This is a genomic window from Rhodococcus shunpengi (genome assembly GCF_048381395.1).
Classification (GTDB): domain Bacteria; phylum Actinomycetota; class Actinomycetes; order Mycobacteriales; family Mycobacteriaceae; genus Rhodococcus.
This window is the reverse complement of the sequence record NZ_JBLWIU010000011.1, coordinates 174,033-194,333: the sequence shown is the minus strand read 5'-3', so window position 1 is coordinate 194,333 and position 20,301 is coordinate 174,033. Positions and strand designations below refer to the sequence as shown.

The window sequence follows — 20,301 nt, the reverse complement described above, 5'->3', positions numbered from 1 at the left end:
GACGCACTGTGCCGCACGGTTTCCCCGTGCGGCGCAGTGCTTTTTTGTACGCTCGGTCGATGGCGCGGGCGCAGACGAGATACGGCATGCGGGGAGCGGCGCTGATCGCCGCCGGTGTACTGCTGACGGCGGGATGCTCGGAGGCGGAGGTGGAGGCGCCGCCCGTCGACCCGACGGCGCTCGCCGACGCCGTGCAGCTCGATGCCGTCATGACGCACCTGACGGAACTCGAACGGATCGCCGGTGAGAACGACGGAAACCGTTCGCTCGGGACCCCCGGCTACGACGCGAGCGTCGACTACGTCGCCGGAGCCCTGCGCGACGCCGGATTCGACGTGCAGACACCGGAGTTCGACACGACCCTGTTCACCGTCGAGAACGAGCAGCTCACCGTCGACGGGGAGCCGATGGGCGTGAGCGCACTCGGCATGTCGCCGTCGACGGGACCGGAGGGGCTCACCGCGCGTGTCGTGCGCATCGCCCCCGACGACACCCCCGGTTGCGAGGCCACCGACTACGACGGCATCGACGCGACCGGCGCGGTGGTGATCGTCGATCGCGGCGTGTGCACCTTCGCCGTCAAGGAGCAGGTCGCCGCCGAACGGGGAGCGGCCGCGCTGCTCGTCGCCAACAACGAGGACGGCCCGCTCGCGGCCGCCGGTCTCGGGGCGGAATCGAACCCCCGCATCCCGGTCGGTGGGGTGGCCGGGGCCGACGCCGAGCGTCTGTCCGCCGCGACCACCGTGACGGTGACGCTCCAGACTCGCACCGAGGACCGGAAGTCGCGCAACGTGATCGCGCAGACGCGCACCGGTTCGACCGACGACGTGGTCGTCGTCGGCGCGCACCTCGACAGCGTCCCCGAAGGACCGGGGATCAACGACAACGGAACCGGCGTCGCCGCCGTCCTCGAGACCGCGCTGCAACTCGGCAGCGAGCCGGGCGTGACCAACGCCGTGCGGTTCGCGTTCTGGGGCGCCGAGGAGGTCGGACTGGTCGGCTCCACGAGGTACGTCGAGTCGCTGTCCGACGAGGAACGACTCGACATCGCCCTGTATCTGAACTTCGACATGCTCGGCTCGCCCAACGCCGGATATCTGGTGTTCGACGGCGACGACTCCGACGCCGTCGGTGAAGGACCCGGACCGGAGGGCTCGGCGGGTATCGAACGGACCTTCGCGAAGTTCTTCGACGAACGCGGAATCGAGGTCGGCGGAACGGATTTCGACGGCCGCTCCGATTACGGTCCGTTCGTCGCCTTCGGCATCCCCGCGGGCGGGGTGTTCACCGGCGCCGACGACGTCAAGACCCCCGAACAGGCCGACCTGTGGGGTGGCACCGCCGACCAGCCCTTCGACCCGAACTACCACACCCCCGAGGACACCCTGGCCGGCATCGACCGAGACGCGTTCGCCGCGGCGGCCGCCGCCGTCGCCTACGGCACGGCCGTCTACGCGAATTCGATCGACGGACCCGACGGGGTGCCCACCGGCGACCAGCGGGCCGAGGTGCGCGCCGAGTTCACCGAGTGAGAGCGGGCGCGGTCAGCGCTCGTGCAGGCGCCACAACGGGTTGACCGGGCCGTGGCCGTGACCGAGGTCGTAGGACCACTCGAGGCACTTCGTGATCCATTCCTTCGCGAACTCGACGGCCTCGGGCACCGACCGGCCGTGCGCGAGAGCCGACGCGATCGCGGCCGCGAGCGTGTCGCCGCCGCCGTGGTCGTTACCGGTCTCGATGCGCGGCGTGCTGAACTCGAGGAAACGGTCGCCGTCGAACAGCAGGTCGGTGCTCTTCTCCGAGCTGCGCAGGTGACCGCCCTTGACGATCACCCACTGGGCGCCGAGCGCATGGAGCGCTTCGGCGGCGCGCCGTGCCGACGCGTCGTCGACGACGTCGATGCTCGTGATCAGCCGTACCTCGTCGAGATTCGGGGTGACGACGGTGGCGAGGGGGATGAGCACCCCGCGGATGGCGTCGAGGGCGTCGGAGTGCAACAGCGGGTCGCCGTGCATCGAGGCGCAGACCGGGTCGACGACGAGCGGCACCTCCATGTCGCGGCCGATGCCCACCTCGGAGCACACCTGCGCGACGGCCTCGATGATCTGCGTGGAGGCGAGCATGCCCGTCTTCGCTGCGGACACCCCGATGTCCTCGACCACGCACCGCACCTGGTCGGCCACGGTCTCGGCGGGGATCTCGTGGAACCCGCGGACGCCGACGGAGTTCTGGACGGTCACGGCGGCCACCGCGACGCATGCGTGCACACCGCACATCGCCATCGTGCGGGAGTCGGCCTGGATGCCGGCTCCGCCTCCGGAGTCGGTGCCGGCGATGGTGAGGGCTCGAACCGGGGTCTCGCCTCGAGGCGACAGGGGCAGAAGGTCCACGCGGACACCCTACCGAGGGTGTGTTCGATCACGGCCGGGCGGCGCTGAGGCGGGTGCACTTTGCGAAACACGACAGCGTTGCCGCCGGTGGCCGCCTCGTTGCTCTATAGTGGCATAGGTCACAGTTCGATCACGCAACACCCCCATTGGAGGCGCTCATGAACACGAGTTCGCCGGACCTCGCCGTGTCGGACAACGCCGACCAGAACCGGTTCGAACTGCGCCTCAACGGCGATCTCGTCGGCATCCTGGGGTACTACGACTTCGAACGCGCTCCGGCGCCGAACCCGCCGGTCGTCGACTTCATGCACACCGTGATCGTCGAGGATTTCGGCCATCGGGGTCTCGCGGCCGTCCTCGTCGGTGGTTCGCTCGATCTCGCGCGCAGCCGAGGTTGGCGGGTGCGGCCGGTGTGCACCTATGTGCAGCGGTTCCTGTCGTCGCACGAGAACTACCGCGACGTCGTCGTGGCTCTCGAGCCGCCGCGCACGGAACCCAAGCGCACGGAAGCTCAGCGCACGGAACCCCAGCGCAAGGAGAATCGGCGCAGGCAACCGCAGCGCAAGGTGCCCGCCCGCAAGGCCTGATGCCTGCGCGGGCGGTTCACCCGGCCAGGAATCCGCTCAGCGATCGAATCCGCTCAGAGGTCGAGGTCGACGATGACCGGTGCGTGGTCGCTCGCGCCCTTGCCCTTGCGTTCGTTGCGGTCGATCTCGGCGCCCGTCACCCGTGCCGCGAAGGCCGGTGATCCGAGGACGAAGTCGATCCGCATGCCCTGCTTCTTGGGGAAGCGCAGCTGGGTGTAGTCCCAGTAGGTGTACACCCCGGGGCCGGGCGCGTACGGACGGACGACGTCGGTGTAGCCGACCTCGGCGAACGCGTGGAAGGCGTCGCGCTCGGGCTGCGAAGTGTGCGTCTTGCCCTCGAAGAAGGCCGGATCCCACACGTCGTCGTCGGTGGGGGCGACGTTCCAGTCGCCGACCAGCGCGATGGGCTGCTCGGGCGCTGCGGTGGCCCACGCGTGCGCGTCGGCGCGCAACTTGGCGAGCCAGTCGAGCTTGTAGGTGTAGTGCGGGTCGTTCAGATCGCGGCCGTTGGGGACGTACAGGCTCCACACGCGCACACCCGCGCACGTCGCGCCGATCGCCCGCGCTTCGAGCGCCGGATCGACCTCCGGGTCCTTGGAGAAACCGGGCTGGTCCTCGAAGCCGATCTGCACGTCGTCGAGGCCCACGCGCGACGCGATGGCCACACCGTTCCACTGGCTCAGTCCGACGTGCGCGACGCGGTAGCCGAGTTCCTCGAAGCGTTCGTACGGGAACTGCTCGTCCTTGCACTTGGTTTCCTGCATCGCGAGCACATCCGTGTCGGTTCGCTGCAACCAGTCGAGGATGCGGTCGGTACGGGCACGGACGGAGTTCACATTCCAGGTAGCAAGGCGCACACGCCCACTGTAGGCGACCTATCCGACGGGTTCGGAGGCGTACCGGTAGCGGTGGTGGTCGACGAAGCCGAGTTCGCGATACAGGGCGCGCGCCGCGGTGTTCGACTCCTCGACCTGCAGATATGCGTGGGTCGCGCCTTGCTCGCGTGCCCAGCGCAGCAGGGCGCCGCACACGAGTGTGCCGAGTCCGCGACGCCGGTGTTCGGGAGCGACCTCGACGGTCGACAGACCCACCCAGCGGCGTCCGTCCGGCGCGTCGGTGATCGCCGCGCGGCAGATCGCGAGGGGCGGCTGCCCGGGTGCTCCGATGCGGCCGAACCCGAGGATCCCCGCGGCCACCGAGCCGAGCACGTCCTGCGCGAGCAGCGGGTCGGCGTCGGCGCGGTGGAGCGACATCCAGTCGGCGTCCGGCCGGTCGGTGATCGTGACGGGGGTGGGCTCCGGCGGCAAGGGGACGTTCGCGAGGTCGGCGCCCATCACGAGTACCGGCTCCGAGGTCGGCCACCCCTCGGGGACCCGGGCGAGGCGATCGGGTACCAGCAGTCGCAGCGGCAGTCCGCGCGCCGCGAACCATTCGCGGAGCCGGGCGCGGACGGCCGGATCGGCGGGGTCGGCCACGGTGCCGCGTTCACCCAGCGGCGTCGCCGAATTGGCGCGCCGGGTGAAACCGTGCCCGGCGCGCACGAGCCAGCCATCCACCCAGGCCGATTCGAGACCGGGCCACCCCGCGGCGGCGGCGTGCTCGAGCGCGCGGATCTCCGAGACGCGGATCGGCCGCGCCGCGATCGGCTTGAGCGCGACGACCGAGGTGGGGGACACCTGGACGACACGACCGTCGGCGGTGCGCACCGAGACCACCGGTTCGACGGAGACGAGTTCACCGATGACGTCGGTCATCGGGTGGCTGTAGCCGGCGGGCAGGCGGTACCGCAGCACCACCCGGGTGCCGAGGGGTACGGAGGGGGCCGGACGGTCGGTCGTCATCGACGGTTCGCCGGTCGCCTCGTCAGTCGTCCTCGTCGTCGTGGCCGAACGGGTCCTCCACCGAACCGGGGAGCCAGGTCAGACCCGGGACACCCCAGCCGGCACGCTTGATGGTCTTCTTCGCGGCGCGGGCGTTGCGCCCGATCAGGACGTCGACGTACAGGAAGCCGTCGAGGTGCCCGACCTCGTGCTGCAGCATGCGAGCGAAGAATCCGTGGCCCTCGATCTCGACGGGCTCACCGTTCTCGTCGGTACCGGTGACCTTCGCCCAGTCGGCGCGACCGGTGGGGAAGTTCTCGCCGGGCACGGACAGGCAGCCCTCGAGATCGTCCTCGGGGTCGGGCATCGTCTCGGGGATTTCCGAGGTCTCGAGGATCGGGTTGACGACGACGCCACGCCGGCGCGCGACCTTGCCGGACTCGTCGCGGTCGGGGCAGTCGTAGACGAACAGCCGCTTGTCGACACCGACCTGGTTGGCGGCGAGGCCGACGCCGTTGGCCGCGTCCATCGTCTCGAACATGTCGGCGATCAGCTGAGCGAGTTCGGCGGGTGACTCGGTCACCGGCCGGGTCGGGTTGTGCAGGACGGGGTCGCCGACGATGACGATGGGAAGAATGGCCATGGTGACACAGGATAATGGGATCGACTCGCGGCGTTCTCGAACCGGTATGTGTCCCCACCCCGTGATTGAATGACTTCCGCCGAGACGCAAGGACTCTTCGTCACGGTGTGATCCAGCCAGTCGAGGAGGGAAATGGACGGCGCAGCAGCGCACGGCAACGACCGGTCCGATCTCGTGTCCCCGCAGGGCGACGGCGCATCCGCGCAGGAGCCCACCGGCGACGAGGCGAACGGCCTGAGCCGTCGCGATCTCGACATCCTGGCGTTCGAACGGCAGTGGTGGAAGTACGCCGGTGCCAAGGAGGACGCCATCAAGGAACTCTTCGGTCTCTCCGCCACCCGCTACTACCAGGTGCTCAATGCTCTGGTGGATCGTCCCGAGGCGCTCGCCGCCGATCCGATGCTGGTCAAGCGGCTGCGGCGGTTGCGTGCGAGCCGTCAGAAGGCCCGCGCGGCCCGCCGGCTCGGTTTCGACACCCGCTAGACGGGCGGCTTCCGGGCCGGATACTGCAATGTCGACACGCGCGGCCGGTCGGCAGCGCTGCGTGTGCTCGGGCAACTATGGTCGAGGTCGTGAGCAGAACCCCCGAGATCCCCAGCCGCGCGCCCGCACCCTCGGGACCGCCTCTGCGTGCGTTCGCGATGGTCCTGATCTCCCTGGGCATCCTGTTCGCAGGTCTGGGTTTCGCTTCGCTCGGTGATTCCGACGACGAACCCGCTCCCACGGCGGCACCCACCACGACGACCGCCGCAGCGCCGAGCGCACCGTCGCCGCGCTCGGCCGCGGTGCCCAACGTGCCCGCGCCCGCTGCCGCGAACGGGGGCACGTCCGCCGCCGGAACCGGCGCGACCACCACCGCGGCCGCGTCCTCGGTTCCCTCCCTGCCCGTGGCGAGCGGAACCTCCTTCGCCTCCGACACCTCGGCCGCCGCGACGGCACCGGTCCGCGTGTTCAACAACTCCGAGATCGCGGGCCTGGCCGCGCAGACCGCCACCTACCTCGAGGACGAGGGCTTCACCATCACCGAAACCGGCAACTACAGCGAGGGCCTACTGCCGCAGACCTCGGTGTTCTACGGGACGTCGCCCGGCGAGCAGCAGACCGCGACGGCCGTCGCGGAGTCGCTCGGGGTCACCGCGCAACCGCGCTTCGAGGGCATCCGCAATGCCGCCCCCGGAGTGATCGTCATCGTCACTTCGCCGTAGCGCCGGAACCGTGTCGGTCCGCCACCGGGTGGGTGCCGGAGACGCCCGGTTATGATCGGGTGACTTTTCGGCACTTCGAAGGAGCGGTTTGATGGTCTCCAGTTCCACCCGTCGCATGTCCTGGCGTGCTCTGGCCCCGATCGTCGCGATCGCCGCGGTGGGCCTGACTGCGTGCTCGAACAGCGAGGAGGCGAGCACCGAGCCGGGGACGACGCCGCCGGTGTGGACGGGATCCGCCGCACCCGCTTCCGAGGCCCACGGCGACGACCACGGCACCGAGGGCGGCAGCGAGTCGCACGCCGGTGGCTCCGCCACCGCTGCTGCGCTCACCGCCGAGCTCACCACGGTCGACGGCGAGTCGGCCGGCACCGTGTCGTTTGCCGAGAACGGTGGCAACGTCGAGGTGACCGTCGACGTCGAGGGTCTCGAGCCCGGCTACCACGGTGTCCACATCCACGAGTTCGGCCGTTGCGAGGCCGAGTCCACCGCTCCTGACGGTGGCGAGCCCGGAGCGTTCCTGTCCGCCGGCGCCCACCTGCAGGCCGGCGGCAACACCTCCGTCCCGGAGAGCGGCGACCTGGTTTCGCTCGTCGTCCGTGAGGACGGTACCGCCACCGCCACCGTCACCACCTCGGCCTTCGGCCTCGAGGACCTCGAGGGTGAGGACGGCACTTCGGTGGTCGTGCACCAGGACAACCTCGGCGCACGCCTCGCGTGCGGCGTCATCGAGTGACCGGAGTCCGAATCTCCTGAGACTCGATCTCGCAGGTAATTCCCGACACAGGGCCCCGCAGACGGACATCCGTCGGCGGGGCCCTGTGGTTGGATCGAGACGTGGCAGTCGCGTTTCCGGGATCACCCCGTCCCACGATCGGCGTGGAATGGGAGATCGCTCTGGTGGACAAGACCACCCGCGATCTCTCGAACAGCGCGGCGGTCGTCTTCGACAGGGTGAAGGAGATCGCGGGGGAGACCCCGCGGTTGACCAAGGAGTTCCTGCGCAACACCGTCGAACTCGTCACCGGCGTCCACGACACGGTCGCCGAGGCGGTCGACGACCTGTCCGAGTCGCTGTCGCTGCTGCGACGTGCCGCCGACCCGAACGGCGTGGACCTGATGTGCGCCGGTACCCACCCGTTCGCGCAGTGGACCGACCAGACCGTCACGCCTTCCCCGGACTACGACGAGATGATCAACCGCACCCGCTGGTGGGGACGGCAGATGCTCATCTGGGGAGTGCACGTCCATGTGGGGATCTCTTCGGCGGAGAAGGTCATCCCGATCCTCAACGCCATGCTCGTGAAGTATCCCCACATGCTCGCGTTGTCGGCCTCGTCGCCGATCTGGGCGGGCTACGACACGGGCTACGCGAGCAACCGCGCGCTGATGTTCCAGCAGTTGCCGACCGCCGGTCTGCCCTATCACTTCGCCGACTGGCCGCAGTACGCGGAGTTCATCGCCGACCAGCTCAAGTCCGGAGTCATCAGCCACCCCGGGGGCATGCACTGGGACATCCGGCCGGCGCCGAAATGGGGCACCCTCGAGGTCCGGGTCTTCGACGGCATCACCAACCGCGCAGAACTGGCCGCCCTCGTCGCGTTCGTGCATTCGCTCGTCGTCTACTTCGACGAATGTCTCGAACGGGGCGAGGAACTGCCCGTGCTGCAGCCGTGGCACGTCAAGGAGAACAAGTGGCGTGCGGCGCGCTACGGACTCGACGCGGAGGTCATCCTCGACCCGGTGTGCACCGAGCGGCTGGTCACCGACGACCTGAACGATCTGCTCGAGCAGATCATGCCCACCGCGGTGCGGCTCGGCTGCGCCGACGAACTCGCGCGGGTCGCGGACATCCCGGTGCGGGGAGCGTCCTATCAGCGTCAGCGGCGGCTCGCGGAACGGACGGACGGCGATCTCGTCGCGGTAGTGGACTCGCTCGTGCAGGAACTGAAGGAGTGATCGGCCGAGGACGTCCCGGCCGTCAGGCCCTCATCGGTTGTCAGGCACCGCCGGGAGCGTCCTCGTCGAGCAGACCGTCGCGACCGAGCTGCTCCCGGTAGGCGACGCGGCCGACCCGGTGGGCGATCACGGGGGCGGTGAGCACCATGAACATGCCCGCCAGGGCCATCATCCAGATGTCGACCGAACTACGCAGGATGATCATGGAACCGCCCAGCACGAACAACAGACCCACCACCTGGGGCTTCGTGGCAGGGTGCATGCGCGACAGGGTGTCGCGGAAACGCACCACGCCGATCGCGGCGGTCAGCGAGATGACCGCCCCGATGAGGATCAGGATGTGGGCGAAGGTGTCGATGATCGTCGTCATCCTTCGTCACGCACCCGGAATCGAGCCACGGACACCGATCCGATGAAGCCGACCAGGGCCAGCGCCACGGTGGCGGGCAGCACCGATGTGTCGCGTGTGTACACCGCCCAGATCGCGATGCCGCAGATGCCGAGCGCGAGCAGGGCATCCACGCCGACGAGCCGGTCGAGGGAGTTGGGACCCGCGATCACGCGGTAGGTGATCAGGACCGCGGAGACGAACAACAGTGCCCCCGCGATCGCCAGTGTCACGGTCACGTCAGTTCCTCCGTTCCGCTGCGCCAGGGGCTGGCCTGCCATTCCGACTCGCGTTCGAACGTCCGGATGAGAAGGCGCTCGATGAGGCGGGCGGAACGGTAGAAGTCGGCCACGGCCTTGTCGGTACTCACGTCGAGGACGTGCACGTACATGATCCGCCGCACCTGGTCGATCTCGAGCACCATGGTGCCCGGGATGTTGTTCATGATGTCCGTCCACAGTGTCAGCACCAGGTCGGACTTGATGGTGAGCCGGCAGCGCAGCACGCCGGTGACCGGCGGCGGGGACGGCCGGATCGCGAGCCACGCCACGTTGATCGTCGAGCGGATGGTCTCGCCGAAGATCACCGCGCCGAGTCGCATCGCAGACCACACGTGCAGGCGACCTTCGACGGGCACACGCGGCAGCGGCAGCACGAACATGACGACGAGCGAGACGGCCATGCCGCCGAGAATGTTGGCGATGCTGAAGGTGCCCCACAGCAGCACCCACACCAGGGTCGTCCATCCCAGAACGAACAATCGCAGGACATTGGCACGTTTCATCATTCCTGCTCACCCCCCAGCACGGCCTCGATGTACACCGTGCGGTCGCGCAGGTTCTCCGCGGCACGGTTGCTGATGTCGAGCAGGGGACCGGCGAAGACCGTCAACGACACACCGATCGCGACGAGCCAGACCGTGGGGACGAGCATCGCCGCCGGCATCCGGCCGACGTCCGGGCGTTCCTCGAAGGAGATGTCGGTGGCGGATTCGTCGATCAGCGCCGAGGGGCCGATGTCGGCGAGGTCGCCTTCGGGGGCGTCGGCGCGTGCCCGCCAGAATGCCTTCGTCCAGATACGCGCCACGACGTACAGCGTCAGGAGGCTGGTCAGGACACCACCGGCGACGAGGACCCAGGCGAGGACCGAACCGTCCTCCGCGCCGGCCTGCAGCAGGGCGACCTTGCCGATGAACCCGGAGAACGGCGGGATACCGCCCAGGTTGAGCGCCGGGATGAGGAACAGGACCGCCAGCAGCGGGGACATGAGCGCGAGGCTGCCGAGGCGTCGCAGCGAGGCCGACCCGGCCTGGCGTTCGATGAGACCCACCACGAGGAAGAGGGTGGTCTGCACGAGGATGTGGTGGCCGACGTAGTAGACGGCGCCCGCGAGACCGGTCTGCGACGACAGCGCGACGCCGAAGATCATGTAGCCGATGTGGCTGACGAGCGTGAACGACAGCAGACGCTTGATGTCGTTCTGCGCGATCGCGCCGAGGATGCCGATGATCATCGTGAGCAGACCTGCGACGAGCAGGACGTCGTCGAGTTCGCCGCCCGGGAACAGCAGGGTGTGCGCCCGGATGATCGCGTACACACCGACCTTGGTCAGCAGGCCGGCGAAGACGGCCGTGACCGGCGCGGGCGCGGTGGGGTAGGAGTCGGGAAGCCACGACGACAGCGGGAAGACCGCGGCCTTGATACCGAAGGCCACGAGCAGCACACCGAAGATCGCGGCCCGGGTGCCCGGTGAGATCTCGTCCATCCGCAGTGCCATCTGGGCGAGGTTCAAGGTGCCCGTGGCGGCGTAGGCGAAGGCGATGCCCACGAGGAAGACCAGCGAGGACACCATCGAGACCATGACGTACGAGACGCCCGCGCGGACGCGGTCGGCGCTCGCGCCCAGGGTCAGCAGGACGAACGAGGCGGCGAGGAGCACCTCGAAGCCGACGAAGAGGTTGAACAGGTCGCCTGCGAGGAAGGCGATGTTGACGCCCGCGGTGAGCGCGAGATAGGTCGGCAGGAAGATCGAGACGGGCTGCTGCTCGTTGCCGTCGTGGATACCCTGACCGACCGCGTACAGCATCACCGACAGCAGCACGATCGCCGAGACGACCAGCATCAACGCCGACAATCGGTCGACGACCAGCGAGATGCCGATCGGCGCCTCCCACCCACCGATCTGCAGTACCGCGATGCCGTCGGCGTCTGCGTAGTACAGCAGCGCCACACACACGACGAGCGAGGCGACCAGCGCGAAGACGGTGATCCACCGCTGAACGCGCGGACGGCGGCCGACGATCAGGGTCGCGGCTGCGGCGAGCAACGGGATGAGGACGGGGAGGGGAACGAGGTTCGCGACGCTCAGGTTCATCGGCGATCCTCCTTCCCGTTCTTCTCGTCGTCTCCGGTCCGCTCGCCCTCGGCAGGGTCGGGGGCCTCGGGGTCGGGATCGTCCGCACGGACGGCCTCGTCGACCTCACCGGCACGGACGGCTTCGTCGGCGTCCTCGGCAGCGTCGGCGCTACCGGGCTCGTCCGTCCCGCCCTGGTTCTGCGTGTAGGCCGAGTCGGTCGGGTCGTCGAAGTCGCCGTCGTGCAGATCCTCGTACGCCTCGAGGTCCTCGATGTTCTTGAGCTGGTCGAGCGGGATCGGGTTGCCCGCGGCGTCGAAGGCATCGCCGCTCTTGCTGGGGATACCGGTGAGCGGGTCGTCGGAGCGGTCTCGTGACGGCAGGTCGGCGAGACTGCGCCGCTGCGACACGAGGGTGTCCTCGGGGTCGTTCTCGATCTCGTCCCGTGCGCGGTAGGTGTAGGAGCGGTAGGTCAGTGCCAGCACGAACGCCGCCACACCCATCGTGATGACGATCGCGGTGAGGATCATCGCCTGCGCGAGGGGATCGGCCATGTCCGGCTCGATGTCGCTCTCCACACCGACGATGGGTGCATGACCTGCGGGACCGCCGAGGGTCAGCAGCAACAGGTTGATGCCGTTGCCGGCCAGCAGCAGCCCCAGCAGCATCTTGATGATGCTGCGTTCGAGCAACAGGTACACACCGGCCGCGACGAGCACGCCGACGACGGCGAGGAGCGTGATGTTCGCGGTCATCGGCCCTCACCCACGGTCTCGGCGTCGAGGCGAGCACCGAGGCTGCGCAGCACGTCCAGGATCAGGCCGACCACGATGAGGTACACACCGAGGTCGAAGAACAGTGCGGTCACGAGCTTGATGTCGCCGAGCAGCGGCAGCGTGAGCTCGAGGGTCGCCGACGACAGGGCCGGGGCGCCGAGGAACATCGACACCAGTGCGGTGCCCGCGGCGAAGGTGAGTCCGAGGCCGAGGATCTTGCCGGCGTCGATGGGAACCGCCTCTCCGAGCTCGTAGCGTCCGCCGGCCAGGTACCTCAACACCAGCGCGAGACCGGCGACGAGACCGCCCGCGAAACCGCCACCGGGCGCGTTGTGCCCGGAGAAGAAGAAGTACACCGACAGGATCATCATGGTGGGGAAGACCAGCCGGGTGGTGACCTCGAGGACCAGCGATCGGTAGCGCGGATCGATGAGATCGCCGCCGAGCAGCCAGGTCGTCTCGTTGCTGGCGGAGACCGCGTCGAGCTGCGCCGCGGGTGCGTCCGCCACACGTGGGGCGGTGCCGAAGCGGCGGGTGCGGAAGACCAGGCTGGCCACGCCGGTCGCAGCGACCAGCAGTACCGAGATCTCGCCCATCGTGTCCCAGGCGCGGATGTCGACGAGCAGGACGTTGACGATGTTCTTGCCGTCACCGCCGTAGTAGGCGGCGTCGGGCAGCAGCAGCGAGATCGGATCGGTGGTGCGTGCCGCGACGGCGTAGGCGCCGATCCCGACGACCACCGCGCCCACGGCGATGCCGAGCATCGCGCGGGCGAACTTGCTGCCCATCACCGCGGCCGGGTCGGTCTCGGCGGGCAGCTTGCGCAGGACCAGCACGAACATCACGAGGGTGACGGTCTCGACGAGGAACTGGGTGAGCGCGAGGTCGGGAGCTCCCTGGAGGGCGAACAGCACACCGAGCCCGTAACCCGTCACGCCCACGACCAGCACACCGCCGAGGCGATTGCGCAGGACCGTCGCGGTGACCGCGGCGGCCATCATGATCAGCCCCACCCCGAGCTGCCAGATCGAGTCCCATGCGCGCGTCGACGGCATCGTGCTCAGCCCGAAGAAGAACATCAGCACCGTCGGGAGCGCCACCAGGGTGATGAGGATCGTCGCCTGGGTCAGGGGGAGCGAACCGCGCTGCAGAAAACCGGTCAGGCGCAGGGACAGGGTGTCCATGCCCTGGAGGGTCGCGTCGTACATCCGGTCGGCGTTGCCGAGCGGCGGGTGCTCGAAGCGCAGGCGCGCGATGGTGCGGTGCGCGAGGAACAGGGCCGTGCCGCCCACGATCACCACGCCGGTCAGAGCGAGCGGCAGAGTGAATCCGTGCCACAACGCCAGGTGGTAGGGCTTGTCGAGTTCGGTGGGCAGCTCGTCGGCGTAGGGGGCGATCAGGTGGTCGATCCACGAGCTCGCGAAGCCCGCGGCGAGACCGGCGAACGCGAGAACGCTCGGGGCGGTGAGCAGCAGCGGGCCGGGCGCGTGCAGGTTCTGCACCGCGGGGCTCGGACGTTTGAGCTGCTTGCGACCGAACGCACCCCAGATGAACCGGATGCTGTACGCGAGGGTGAGGATCGACCCCACCACGATGCCCGCGGTCGTGGCGATCCGCGCCCACTCGGGCAGCACCTCGGCCACCAGCGACGACTCGAGTGCTGCTTCCTTCGCGACGAACCCGATGAACGGCGGCAGACCGGCCATGCTCGCCGCCGCGAGTATCGCGATCACCATCAGATAGGGCGCGGCGGAGCCGAGGTGCGCGAGCTTGCGAATGTCGCGGGTGCCCGTGGAGTGGTCGATGATGCCGACCACCATGAACAGGCATGCCTTGAACAGGGCGTGGGCGATCACCATCGCCAGGCCCGCCAGGGCTGCTTCCCGGCTGCCCGTGCCCACCAGCGCTGTGAGGAAACCGAGCTGACTGACGGTGCCGAAGGCCAGGATGAGTTTGAGGTCGAAGGCGCGGAACGCTCGCCAGCCGGCGAGGATCATCGACGCGAGACCGAGACCGATGACGATCGGCCGCCACGCGGCGCTGTCCGCGAAGCCGGGGGCGAGCCGGGCCACGAGGTAGATGCCGGCCTTGACCATCGCCGCGGCGTGGAGATATCCGGACACCGGGGTGGGGGCGGCCATCGCACCGGGCAGCCAGAAGTGCAGCGGGACCACGGCGGACTTCGACAGTGCGCCGACGAGTACGAGCACCACGGCGACACCGGCGAGCCAGCCGTGAGGTGCCGCCGCGACGACGTCGGACAGGTTGTAGCTGCCGACCATCTCGCCGAGGATGATGATGCCGACCAGCATCGCCAGACCACCGGCCGTGGTGACGAGCAGGGCCTGGGTGGCGGCACGCCGACTCGAGGCGCGTTCGGCGTAATGCCCGACGAGCAGGAACGACAGGACGGTCGTCAGTTCCCAGAAGATGTAGAGCAGCAACATGTTGTCGCTGACCACCAGACCGAACATGGCGCCCGCGAAGGCGACCATCTCGGCGGCGAACACGCCCAGGCGGGGCTCGTCGTCCTCGAAATAGCGCGAACAGTAGAGCAGGATCAACGAGCCGATGCCCAGGACGAGCACGCACATGATCGCCGCAAGCGTGTCGAAGCGCAGGTCGAAATTCATCGACAGCGTCGAGGCCCACGCGATCTGTAGTTTCTGATCGGTTCCCCAGTTGGTGACGACCCAGCCGAGACTTGTGAGGGGCACCAGCGCGAGCGGCAGGAATGCATTTCTCCCCATGACTCTGACCAGAAACGGCGCCAGAAGAGCAGCGACCGCATGGGCAACGAGTATGGCGATCAAAAGGCACTCCGTCGGGGTCGGGCCTGTCGGCGGGGTGAAACTGACTGCGGGCCGTGGGACTCGCTGTCGTCACAGCGGACGGCACACCGCCGAAACGGGGATCGCCCCGACATGCACGCCGCTCGCCGTCATCGGGCAAAACGGATTGTGCCTATCCTAACGGTTGTCTTCGCACGCTTGCGAATCGGGGAGGTGAGAGCGCTAACGCACCTGCCACGCACAGATCACGGCGACGGCGAACAGTGCGAGCGCCGACCACTGCGCGTCCGCCGGGAGCATCCACACCGCCCCGACGACGGCCGTCGCCGGCACCGGCAGCGCCAGGCCGAGAGCCGCGACGGACGCCGATCCCGGCAACGATGCCCCGAGCGCGAGACCGGTGCCCAGTGCGACGAGCGCGACCCGCACCGCGAGAGGGATGCCCTCGCCGATTTCCGCCGGCCACCACACCGTCGCCGCCGAGATCGACGCGGCGAGCACCAACCCGGGAAGCGCGTACGGCATGTAGGGAGAGAGCCGCACCCCGGCGACCACGGCGGCCACCGCGACGAGCAGCACCCACCACGGCACGGTCGCCGACTGCATACCCGACCACAACTCGACGAGGACCGGGTACGCCGCGGCCACGGCTCCGGTGACCGCGAGGACGAACCGGTCGTCGCCGGGCGGGACGAGGCGCGCGACGATCTCGGCGCCGACGACCGCGACCGCGAGTGCCCCACCGGCGACCAGCCACAGGAGCACACCCGTGTCGCTCGCGCGGGAACCCACGAACTCGCCCAGCAGTCGGTAGCCCACCGAGAGCACCACCGCGGCGGTCACCATGATCGCGAGCAACCGCGGATCGGCCCGCTGCACGCGCATCCCGGCGGGCACCGTCAGCGCGGCGGCGACCGTTGCCACGAGTGCGAAGGCCAGCACCCACTGGGGAACCGTCCAGCGCACGGCCGCGACGGGGACCTCGGAACCGACGGCCGCGGCGGTGAGGAAGGCCGCCCAGCCACCGGCGATCAGGGCCCACTGGCCGGTCGCCGAACCCCACGAGCCCGCGGTCGCCGCCCCGAGCAGCACACCGGTGATCGCGGCGATCATCCATCCGACGACCGTCAGGCTGTCGGCCGAGATGCCGGCGGGAACGAGATAGCGGATCGAACCGAGGACCACGATAGAGGCGGCGGCCAGCATCCAGGCGGTACGTCGGGAGCCGGTCCGCTGCAGTCCGGCCGCCGAGAGAACGGCGAGCGCGGCGGTGACCACAGGCGCCCATTCGCTGCGCGCACCCTCGGGAAGGACGGATTCGCCCGCGGCCGGGACGAGGATCGCGACCCCGGCGGCGAGGAAGGCCGCGAGGACGGCTGCCGGTCCGGCGACGCGGACCGCGGTGGTCACGGCCATCTCAACGGCCCTCCGCGTAGGCCTGCAGATGAGCGACCTGCGCGGGATCGAGCGAGGGCCGCACCTTCTCCCGGGCCACCGCGACGTCCTCCGCGGTCACCACGGCGGCGTCGACGTTGCGCCGCATCGCCGCGAGCGCGGCCTCGCGCAGCAGCGCCGAGCAGTCCGCGGCCGAGTAGCCGTCGAGTCCGGCGGCCAGCTCGTCGAGGTCGACGTCGTCGTCGAGCGGTACCGATCGACCCGCGGTCTTCAGGATCGCGGCCCGGGCCTCGGCGTCCGGCGGCGGCACGAACACGAGACGTTCGAGCCGCCCGGGACGCAGCAGTGCCGGATCGATGAGGTCGGGCCGGTTCGTCGCTCCCACCACCACGACGTCGCGCAGCGGCTCGACACCGTCGAGTTCGGTGAGCAGCGACGCGACCACCCGGTCGGACACCCCGGAATCGGAGCTCTGCCCGCGGCGCGGTGCGAGCGCATCGATCTCGTCGAGGAACACCAGCGCCGGTGCCGAGTTGCGGGCACGCTCGAACAACTCGCGCACCGCCTTCTCCGACGCACCGACCCACTTGTCCATCAGCTCGGCGCCCTTGACGGCGTGGACGCTCAGGCGCCCCGTGCCGGCGAGAGCGCGGACGAGATAGGTCTTGCCGCAACCGGGCGGGCCGTACAGCAGCACACCGCGCGGCGGGTCGACGCCGAGACGCTCGAACGAATCGGGATGCTGCAGCGGCCACAGGACGGCTTCGGTGAGGGCCTGCTTCGTCTCGACCATGTCGCCGACGTCGTCGAGGCTCACGCTGCCGATCGCCAGCTCCTCGGAGCCCGACCGCGACAGCGGACGGATCACCTCGAGCGCGCCGACCAGGTCGTCCTGGACGAGCGAGGGTTCGTCGTCGTCGCGGTTCGCCCGCGACGCCGCGCGCAGTGCCGCTTCGCGACACAGCGCCGCGAGGTCGGCGACGACGAAACCGGGGGTGCGACCCGCGACGGCGGCGAGGTCGAGACCGGTGGACGGCACCGAGCGCAGCAGCACGTCGAGCAGGGCCCGGCGGGTCGCGCCGTCGGGCAGCGGCAGGGACAGTTCGCGGTCGCAGATCTCCGGGGCGCGCAACCGGGAGTCGACGTCGTCGGGATGCGCGGTGGTCGCGATCAGCACCGCGCCCTCGGTGTCGACCACCCGTCGCAGCTCGTCGAGGATCAACGTCGCGACGGGTTCGGTGTCGGCGGGCAGCACGGCATCGACGTCGGTGAGCAGCAGAACGCCACCGCCGCGCACCGCTTCTGCCGCCGCGGAGATCCGGCGCAACCGCTCGTCGGCGGCGAGTGCACCCACGCCCGGCCCGTCGACCTCCACCAGACGCCGGTCCGCAACCACCGAGCGCACGAAGGTCGCCTTACCGACGCCCGCGGGGCCGGTGACGAGCACCCCGAGATGCGGCGACGCGCCGAGGGTGCGCAGCAGTTCGGGTTCGTCGAGCGAGAGGGTGAGCCATTCGGAGAGCTTCGCGACCTGGGGCTGCACACCCACGAGATCCTCGACCGGTGGTGCCGGAGGCATGGCGGGGGCCGATTCGGGCCGGGCGGTCGCGGGGGAGGAGGCGACGAAGCCCGACGAGACGAATCCGGACGCGGACGGCACGGAAGACGGCAGCGCACCCGGGCCACCACCCCACACGACGGCGGTGTTCGGCTGCACGCTCACCGGTCCGGCCGGATCGACCGACGAGACGGTGAGCAGTTCGGTGGTCCACGCGATCGCGAACGTCCGCGACAGCGCCCGCGTCGTCTCGGCGTTGCTCGTGCCCGGTCCGAGATCGCGGGGGAGCAGGGACACCGCGTCGCCGACGGTGAGGACCTTCCCGAGCAGCGCCTGACGCAGGGTGGTCTCCGGGATCGACTGCCGCGCGAGCGTGGAGCCGGTGACCGTTACCGTGCGCGCGCCGTAGACCGTCACGGGCGCGACGACGACCGTCGCGTCCTCCTTCAGGCCCGTGTTCGACAGCACCACGTCGTCGAGCAGGATCGTGCCGGTCGGGGTGCCGGCCGGGGCGAGACCCGCCACGACCGCCGTGCGACGCGCTCCCACCAGCGCGATCGCGTCCCATTCCCGTAGGCCCAGCGCGGCCAGCGCCTCGGGGTGCAGACGCACGACACCGCGCCGCGAGTCGGCGGCGGAGGTGTTGAGCCGGACGGTCAGTGAGAGTTGTGGGGTCGTCACCCCGCCGAGCCTAGAACGTGACTAGCGTCCTCGCGGGTCGTGCACGTCATCGCCCTCGCGGACGGCGCAGCCCGAGTCGCGCCTGAGATCTCGCCGACGTGGCGACACGCCGGGCCGCGACACGACGTGGACGCTGCGCGCGGTTGCGGGCGCGCAGGGCGCGTCGCTCCGAGGGCTTGATGTCCCAGGTCTCGGGCCGGGCCGCGACCCAGCGCCGCGAACGCACCGCGAAGGGGATGTGCGCGAGGTAGACCGCGACCAGCACGAGCATGAGGATGAACGGATAGGTGACCAGCGCGGCCGCCGCCACCGCGACCAGCACGAGCAGCACCACGGCGAGTCGCGCGGGCACGGACGCCGACTTCATCGCGAAGGTCGGGATGCGGCTGATCGCGAGCCCGGCCGTCCCGAGGATCCACACCGCGACCAGCCCGTAGGCGGTCCACCAGCCGTCGCCCCACTGGATGTGGGCGGCGACGGGTGCGAGCGCGATGAGGGCGGCCGCCGGTGCGGGCACACCGACGAAGTACTCGCGTGCGTAGGCGGGGACGCTGTCGTCCTCGAGCAGGGTGTTGAAGCGCGCGAGTCGCAGCACGAGGCTCACCGCGTAGAGCAGGGCGACGATCCAGCCGAAGGGGCTGCCGTCGAGCAACGTCACGTACAGCACGAGCGCGGGGGCGACACCGAACGCGACGGCGTCCGACAGCGAGTCGAGTTCGGCGCCGATCTTGCTGGTCGCGTCGAGCATGCGGGCGATGCGGCCGTCGAGCGAGTCGAGGACGGCCGCGGCGCCGATCATGCCGAGCGCGGTGCCGAGTTGTCCGTCGAGCGCGAACTTCACCGCCGACAGTCCGGCGGAGAACGCCAGGATCGTGATGACGCTCGGCAGCAGGCGGACGACGTTGGGCCGATTGCGGGACCGCCCGGTCGCGACCGCACGCGAACCCTGCGTGTGCGGACTCACGACACCGTGGGCAGCTGAGCGAGGACGGTCTCGGCACCGATGGTGCGCTGACCGCGTTCGACCAGCAGGGTGCTCCCGACCGGCAGGTAGGTGTCGACCCGGGATCCGAAGCGGATCAGGCCGTAGGTGTCGCCGATCGGCAGGGTGTCGCCGATCTGCGCGTCGTTGACGATGCGCCGTGCCAGCAGCCCGGCGATCTGGACGACGGCGACCTCGGCGCCGTCGCGCGTCTCGATCAGCATGCTGGTGCGCTCGTTGACCTCGCTCGCGTCGGCGAGATCGGCGGAGAGGAACTTGCCCGGGGTGTGGACCACCGAGCGGACGGTGCCGCCGACGGGGCTGCGCTGCACGTGCACGTCGAGGACGGACAGGAAGATGCTGACCCGAGGGCGCTCCTCGCTGCCGAGCCCGAGTTCGGCGGGCGGCACGGCGTGGTCGACGAGAGCGATCTCACCGTCGGCGGGAGCGACGACCACCCCGGCGCGGTTCGGCGGCACGCGGTGCGGGTGCCGGAAGAAGGTGGCGCACGCCAGTGCCGATGCGAGACCGGCGCGGCGCAGCCAGGGCTTGCGGCGGCCGAGGGTGGCCACGGCGAGCGGAGCTGCGACGAAGGGGATGCCGCCCGGATGCATGGGCGGTACGACATGCCTGACCAGGTCGACCATGTGGGCTACCCCGCTGGTGGGGGGTGTTCCGGCGGGCGTCGGCTTACGTGCCACGGGCTCCTCTTATCGCTGGCGATCGGTGATCCGGGACCGCAGTGGACCCGCCCGTCGCGCGGGCGGGTCCTGTCG

Annotated in this window: 19 protein-coding genes and 1 pseudogene; 6 read left to right on the top strand and 14 right to left on the bottom strand. The window is 69.8% G+C overall.

What is annotated here, in order from left to right:
• The first annotated feature begins 59 nt into the window (after positions 1-59).
• Positions 60-1,532, top strand: coding sequence for a M20/M25/M40 family metallo-hydrolase (locus tag ACNJ7K_RS05190; protein ID WP_487041307.1), 1,473 nt, complete (start codon positions 60-62; stop codon positions 1,530-1,532).
• Positions 1,533-1,544: 12 nt separating this feature from the next.
• On the opposite strand, the gene thiD is transcribed toward ACNJ7K_RS05190, so the two are convergent.
• A complete protein-coding gene (thiD, locus tag ACNJ7K_RS05185) occupies positions 1,545-2,390 on the bottom strand; it encodes a bifunctional hydroxymethylpyrimidine kinase/phosphomethylpyrimidine kinase (protein WP_120280161.1) in 846 nt (281 codons plus the stop codon).
• Positions 2,391-2,548: 158 nt separating this feature from the next.
• Here thiD and ACNJ7K_RS05180 point away from each other — a divergent pair, with 158 nt between their 5' ends.
• Positions 2,549-2,977 (top strand): GNAT family N-acetyltransferase, encoded by a 429-nt coding sequence (locus ACNJ7K_RS05180; protein ID WP_120280160.1) that lies wholly within the window; start codon positions 2,549-2,551, stop codon positions 2,975-2,977.
• Positions 2,978-3,030: 53 nt separating this feature from the next.
• Here the strand turns inward: ACNJ7K_RS05180 and ACNJ7K_RS05175 are convergent, their stop codons facing one another.
• From ACNJ7K_RS05175 to ACNJ7K_RS05165, 3 genes are read right to left on the bottom strand one after another with little or no spacing between them, the layout of a single operon-like run.
• Positions 3,031-3,834, bottom strand: coding sequence for an exodeoxyribonuclease III (locus tag ACNJ7K_RS05175; RefSeq protein ID WP_120280159.1), 804 nt, complete (start codon positions 3,832-3,834; stop codon positions 3,031-3,033).
• A gap of 18 nt (positions 3,835-3,852) precedes the next feature.
• Positions 3,853-4,818, bottom strand: coding sequence for an N-acetylglutamate synthase, CG3035 family (locus tag ACNJ7K_RS05170; protein WP_159417678.1), 966 nt, complete (start codon positions 4,816-4,818; stop codon positions 3,853-3,855).
• Between the two features lie 22 nt (positions 4,819-4,840).
• Complete coding sequence (locus ACNJ7K_RS05165; RefSeq protein WP_120280157.1) at positions 4,841-5,440, bottom strand: peptide deformylase; 600 nt, start codon at positions 5,438-5,440, stop codon at positions 4,841-4,843.
• Positions 5,441-5,572: 132 nt separating this feature from the next.
• On the opposite strand from ACNJ7K_RS05165, the gene napA reads away from it, so the two are divergent.
• The 4 genes from napA (at position 5,573) to ACNJ7K_RS05145 (ending at position 8,601) form a co-directional block, all read left to right on the top strand.
• Complete coding sequence (gene napA / locus ACNJ7K_RS05160) at positions 5,573-5,923, top strand: nucleoid-associated protein NapA (protein WP_016691601.1); 351 nt, start codon at positions 5,573-5,575, stop codon at positions 5,921-5,923.
• A 77-nt stretch (positions 5,924-6,000) separates the two neighbouring features.
• On the top strand, positions 6,001-6,645 hold the full coding sequence (locus tag ACNJ7K_RS05155) for a LytR C-terminal domain-containing protein (RefSeq protein WP_120280156.1): 645 nt from the start codon (positions 6,001-6,003) through the stop codon (positions 6,643-6,645).
• A gap of 91 nt (positions 6,646-6,736) precedes the next feature.
• Positions 6,737-7,378, top strand: a complete 642-nt coding sequence (locus tag ACNJ7K_RS05150) for a superoxide dismutase family protein (protein ID WP_120280155.1) — start codon at positions 6,737-6,739, stop codon at positions 7,376-7,378.
• 101 nt (positions 7,379-7,479) lie between these two features.
• The gene (locus ACNJ7K_RS05145) at positions 7,480-8,601 is read left to right on the top strand and encodes a glutamate--cysteine ligase (protein WP_120280154.1); all 1,122 of its coding nucleotides are present in this window, start codon (positions 7,480-7,482) and stop codon (positions 8,599-8,601) included.
• A gap of 40 nt (positions 8,602-8,641) precedes the next feature.
• On the opposite strand, the gene mnhG is transcribed toward ACNJ7K_RS05145, so the two are convergent.
• The 10 genes and pseudogenes from mnhG to ACNJ7K_RS05095 all read right to left on the bottom strand — a co-directional run bounded on the left by mnhG (position 8,642) and on the right by ACNJ7K_RS05095 (position 20,226).
• A complete protein-coding gene (mnhG, locus tag ACNJ7K_RS05140; protein ID WP_120280153.1) occupies positions 8,642-8,971 on the bottom strand; it encodes a monovalent cation/H(+) antiporter subunit G in 330 nt (109 codons plus the stop codon).
• Entirely contained in the window at positions 8,968-9,228 is a 261-nt protein-coding gene (locus ACNJ7K_RS05135) for a monovalent cation/H+ antiporter complex subunit F (protein ID WP_060650582.1), read from the bottom strand. Before ACNJ7K_RS05135 ends, mnhG begins: the two co-directional genes overlap by 4 nt.
• The gene (locus ACNJ7K_RS05130; protein ID WP_120280152.1) at positions 9,225-9,773 is read right to left on the bottom strand and encodes a Na+/H+ antiporter subunit E; all 549 of its coding nucleotides are present in this window, start codon (positions 9,771-9,773) and stop codon (positions 9,225-9,227) included. The genes ACNJ7K_RS05135 and ACNJ7K_RS05130 overlap by 4 nt, the downstream gene beginning before the upstream one ends.
• Entirely contained in the window at positions 9,773-11,362 is a 1,590-nt protein-coding gene (locus tag ACNJ7K_RS05125; RefSeq protein ID WP_120280151.1) for a Na+/H+ antiporter subunit D, read from the bottom strand. Before ACNJ7K_RS05125 ends, ACNJ7K_RS05130 begins: the two co-directional genes overlap by 1 nt.
• A 191-nt stretch (positions 11,363-11,553) precedes the next feature.
• Positions 11,554-12,096: pseudogene (locus ACNJ7K_RS05120) on the bottom strand (Na(+)/H(+) antiporter subunit C); the annotation flags it as partial.
• Positions 12,093-14,930, bottom strand: a complete 2,838-nt coding sequence (locus tag ACNJ7K_RS05115; protein WP_159417681.1) for a Na+/H+ antiporter subunit A — start codon at positions 14,928-14,930, stop codon at positions 12,093-12,095. The pseudogene ACNJ7K_RS05120 and the gene ACNJ7K_RS05115, both read right to left, overlap by 4 nt.
• 201 nt (positions 14,931-15,131) lie before the next feature.
• Complete coding sequence (locus tag ACNJ7K_RS05110; protein ID WP_159417682.1) at positions 15,132-16,325, bottom strand: hypothetical protein; 1,194 nt, start codon at positions 16,323-16,325, stop codon at positions 15,132-15,134.
• A 1-nt stretch (position 16,326) separates the two neighbouring features.
• Positions 16,327-18,543 (bottom strand): AAA family ATPase, encoded by a 2,217-nt coding sequence (locus ACNJ7K_RS05105; protein WP_455409398.1) that lies wholly within the window; start codon positions 18,541-18,543, stop codon positions 16,327-16,329.
• A 46-nt stretch (positions 18,544-18,589) separates the two neighbouring features.
• The gene (locus ACNJ7K_RS05100; protein WP_060650589.1) at positions 18,590-19,507 is read right to left on the bottom strand and encodes a CDP-alcohol phosphatidyltransferase family protein; all 918 of its coding nucleotides are present in this window, start codon (positions 19,505-19,507) and stop codon (positions 18,590-18,592) included.
• Positions 19,504-20,226 carry a phosphatidylserine decarboxylase gene (locus tag ACNJ7K_RS05095; RefSeq protein WP_024101805.1) on the bottom strand — a complete coding sequence of 241 codons (723 nt, stop codon included), beginning with the start codon at positions 20,224-20,226 and terminating at the stop codon, positions 19,504-19,506. Before ACNJ7K_RS05095 ends, ACNJ7K_RS05100 begins: the two co-directional genes overlap by 4 nt.
• Positions 20,227-20,301 lie beyond the last annotated feature (75 nt).

Bases quoted from the DNA above. Each gene is read 5' to 3' on its own strand.
- ACNJ7K_RS05190 (WP_487041307.1), top strand. From the start codon at position 60: ATGGCGCGGGCGCAGACGAGATACGGCATGCGGGGAGCGGCGCTGATC.
- ACNJ7K_RS05180 (WP_120280160.1), top strand. From the start codon at position 2,549: ATGAACACGAGTTCGCCGGACCTCGCCGTGTCGGACAACGCCGACCAG.
- ACNJ7K_RS05170 (WP_159417678.1), bottom strand. From the start codon at position 4,818: ATGACGACCGACCGTCCGGCCCCCTCCGTACCCCTCGGCACCCGGGTG.
- ACNJ7K_RS05165 (WP_120280157.1), bottom strand. From the start codon at position 5,440: ATGGCCATTCTTCCCATCGTCATCGTCGGCGACCCCGTCCTGCACAAC.
- napA (WP_016691601.1), top strand. From the start codon at position 5,573: ATGGACGGCGCAGCAGCGCACGGCAACGACCGGTCCGATCTCGTGTCC.
- ACNJ7K_RS05155 (WP_120280156.1), top strand. From the start codon at position 6,001: ATGGTCGAGGTCGTGAGCAGAACCCCCGAGATCCCCAGCCGCGCGCCC.
- ACNJ7K_RS05150 (WP_120280155.1), top strand. From the start codon at position 6,737: ATGGTCTCCAGTTCCACCCGTCGCATGTCCTGGCGTGCTCTGGCCCCG.
- mnhG (WP_120280153.1), bottom strand. From the start codon at position 8,971: ATGACGACGATCATCGACACCTTCGCCCACATCCTGATCCTCATCGGG.
- ACNJ7K_RS05130 (WP_120280152.1), bottom strand. From the start codon at position 9,773: ATGAAACGTGCCAATGTCCTGCGATTGTTCGTTCTGGGATGGACGACC.
- ACNJ7K_RS05125 (WP_120280151.1), bottom strand. From the start codon at position 11,362: ATGAACCTGAGCGTCGCGAACCTCGTTCCCCTCCCCGTCCTCATCCCG.
- ACNJ7K_RS05110 (WP_159417682.1), bottom strand. From the start codon at position 16,325: ATGGCCGTGACCACCGCGGTCCGCGTCGCCGGACCGGCAGCCGTCCTC.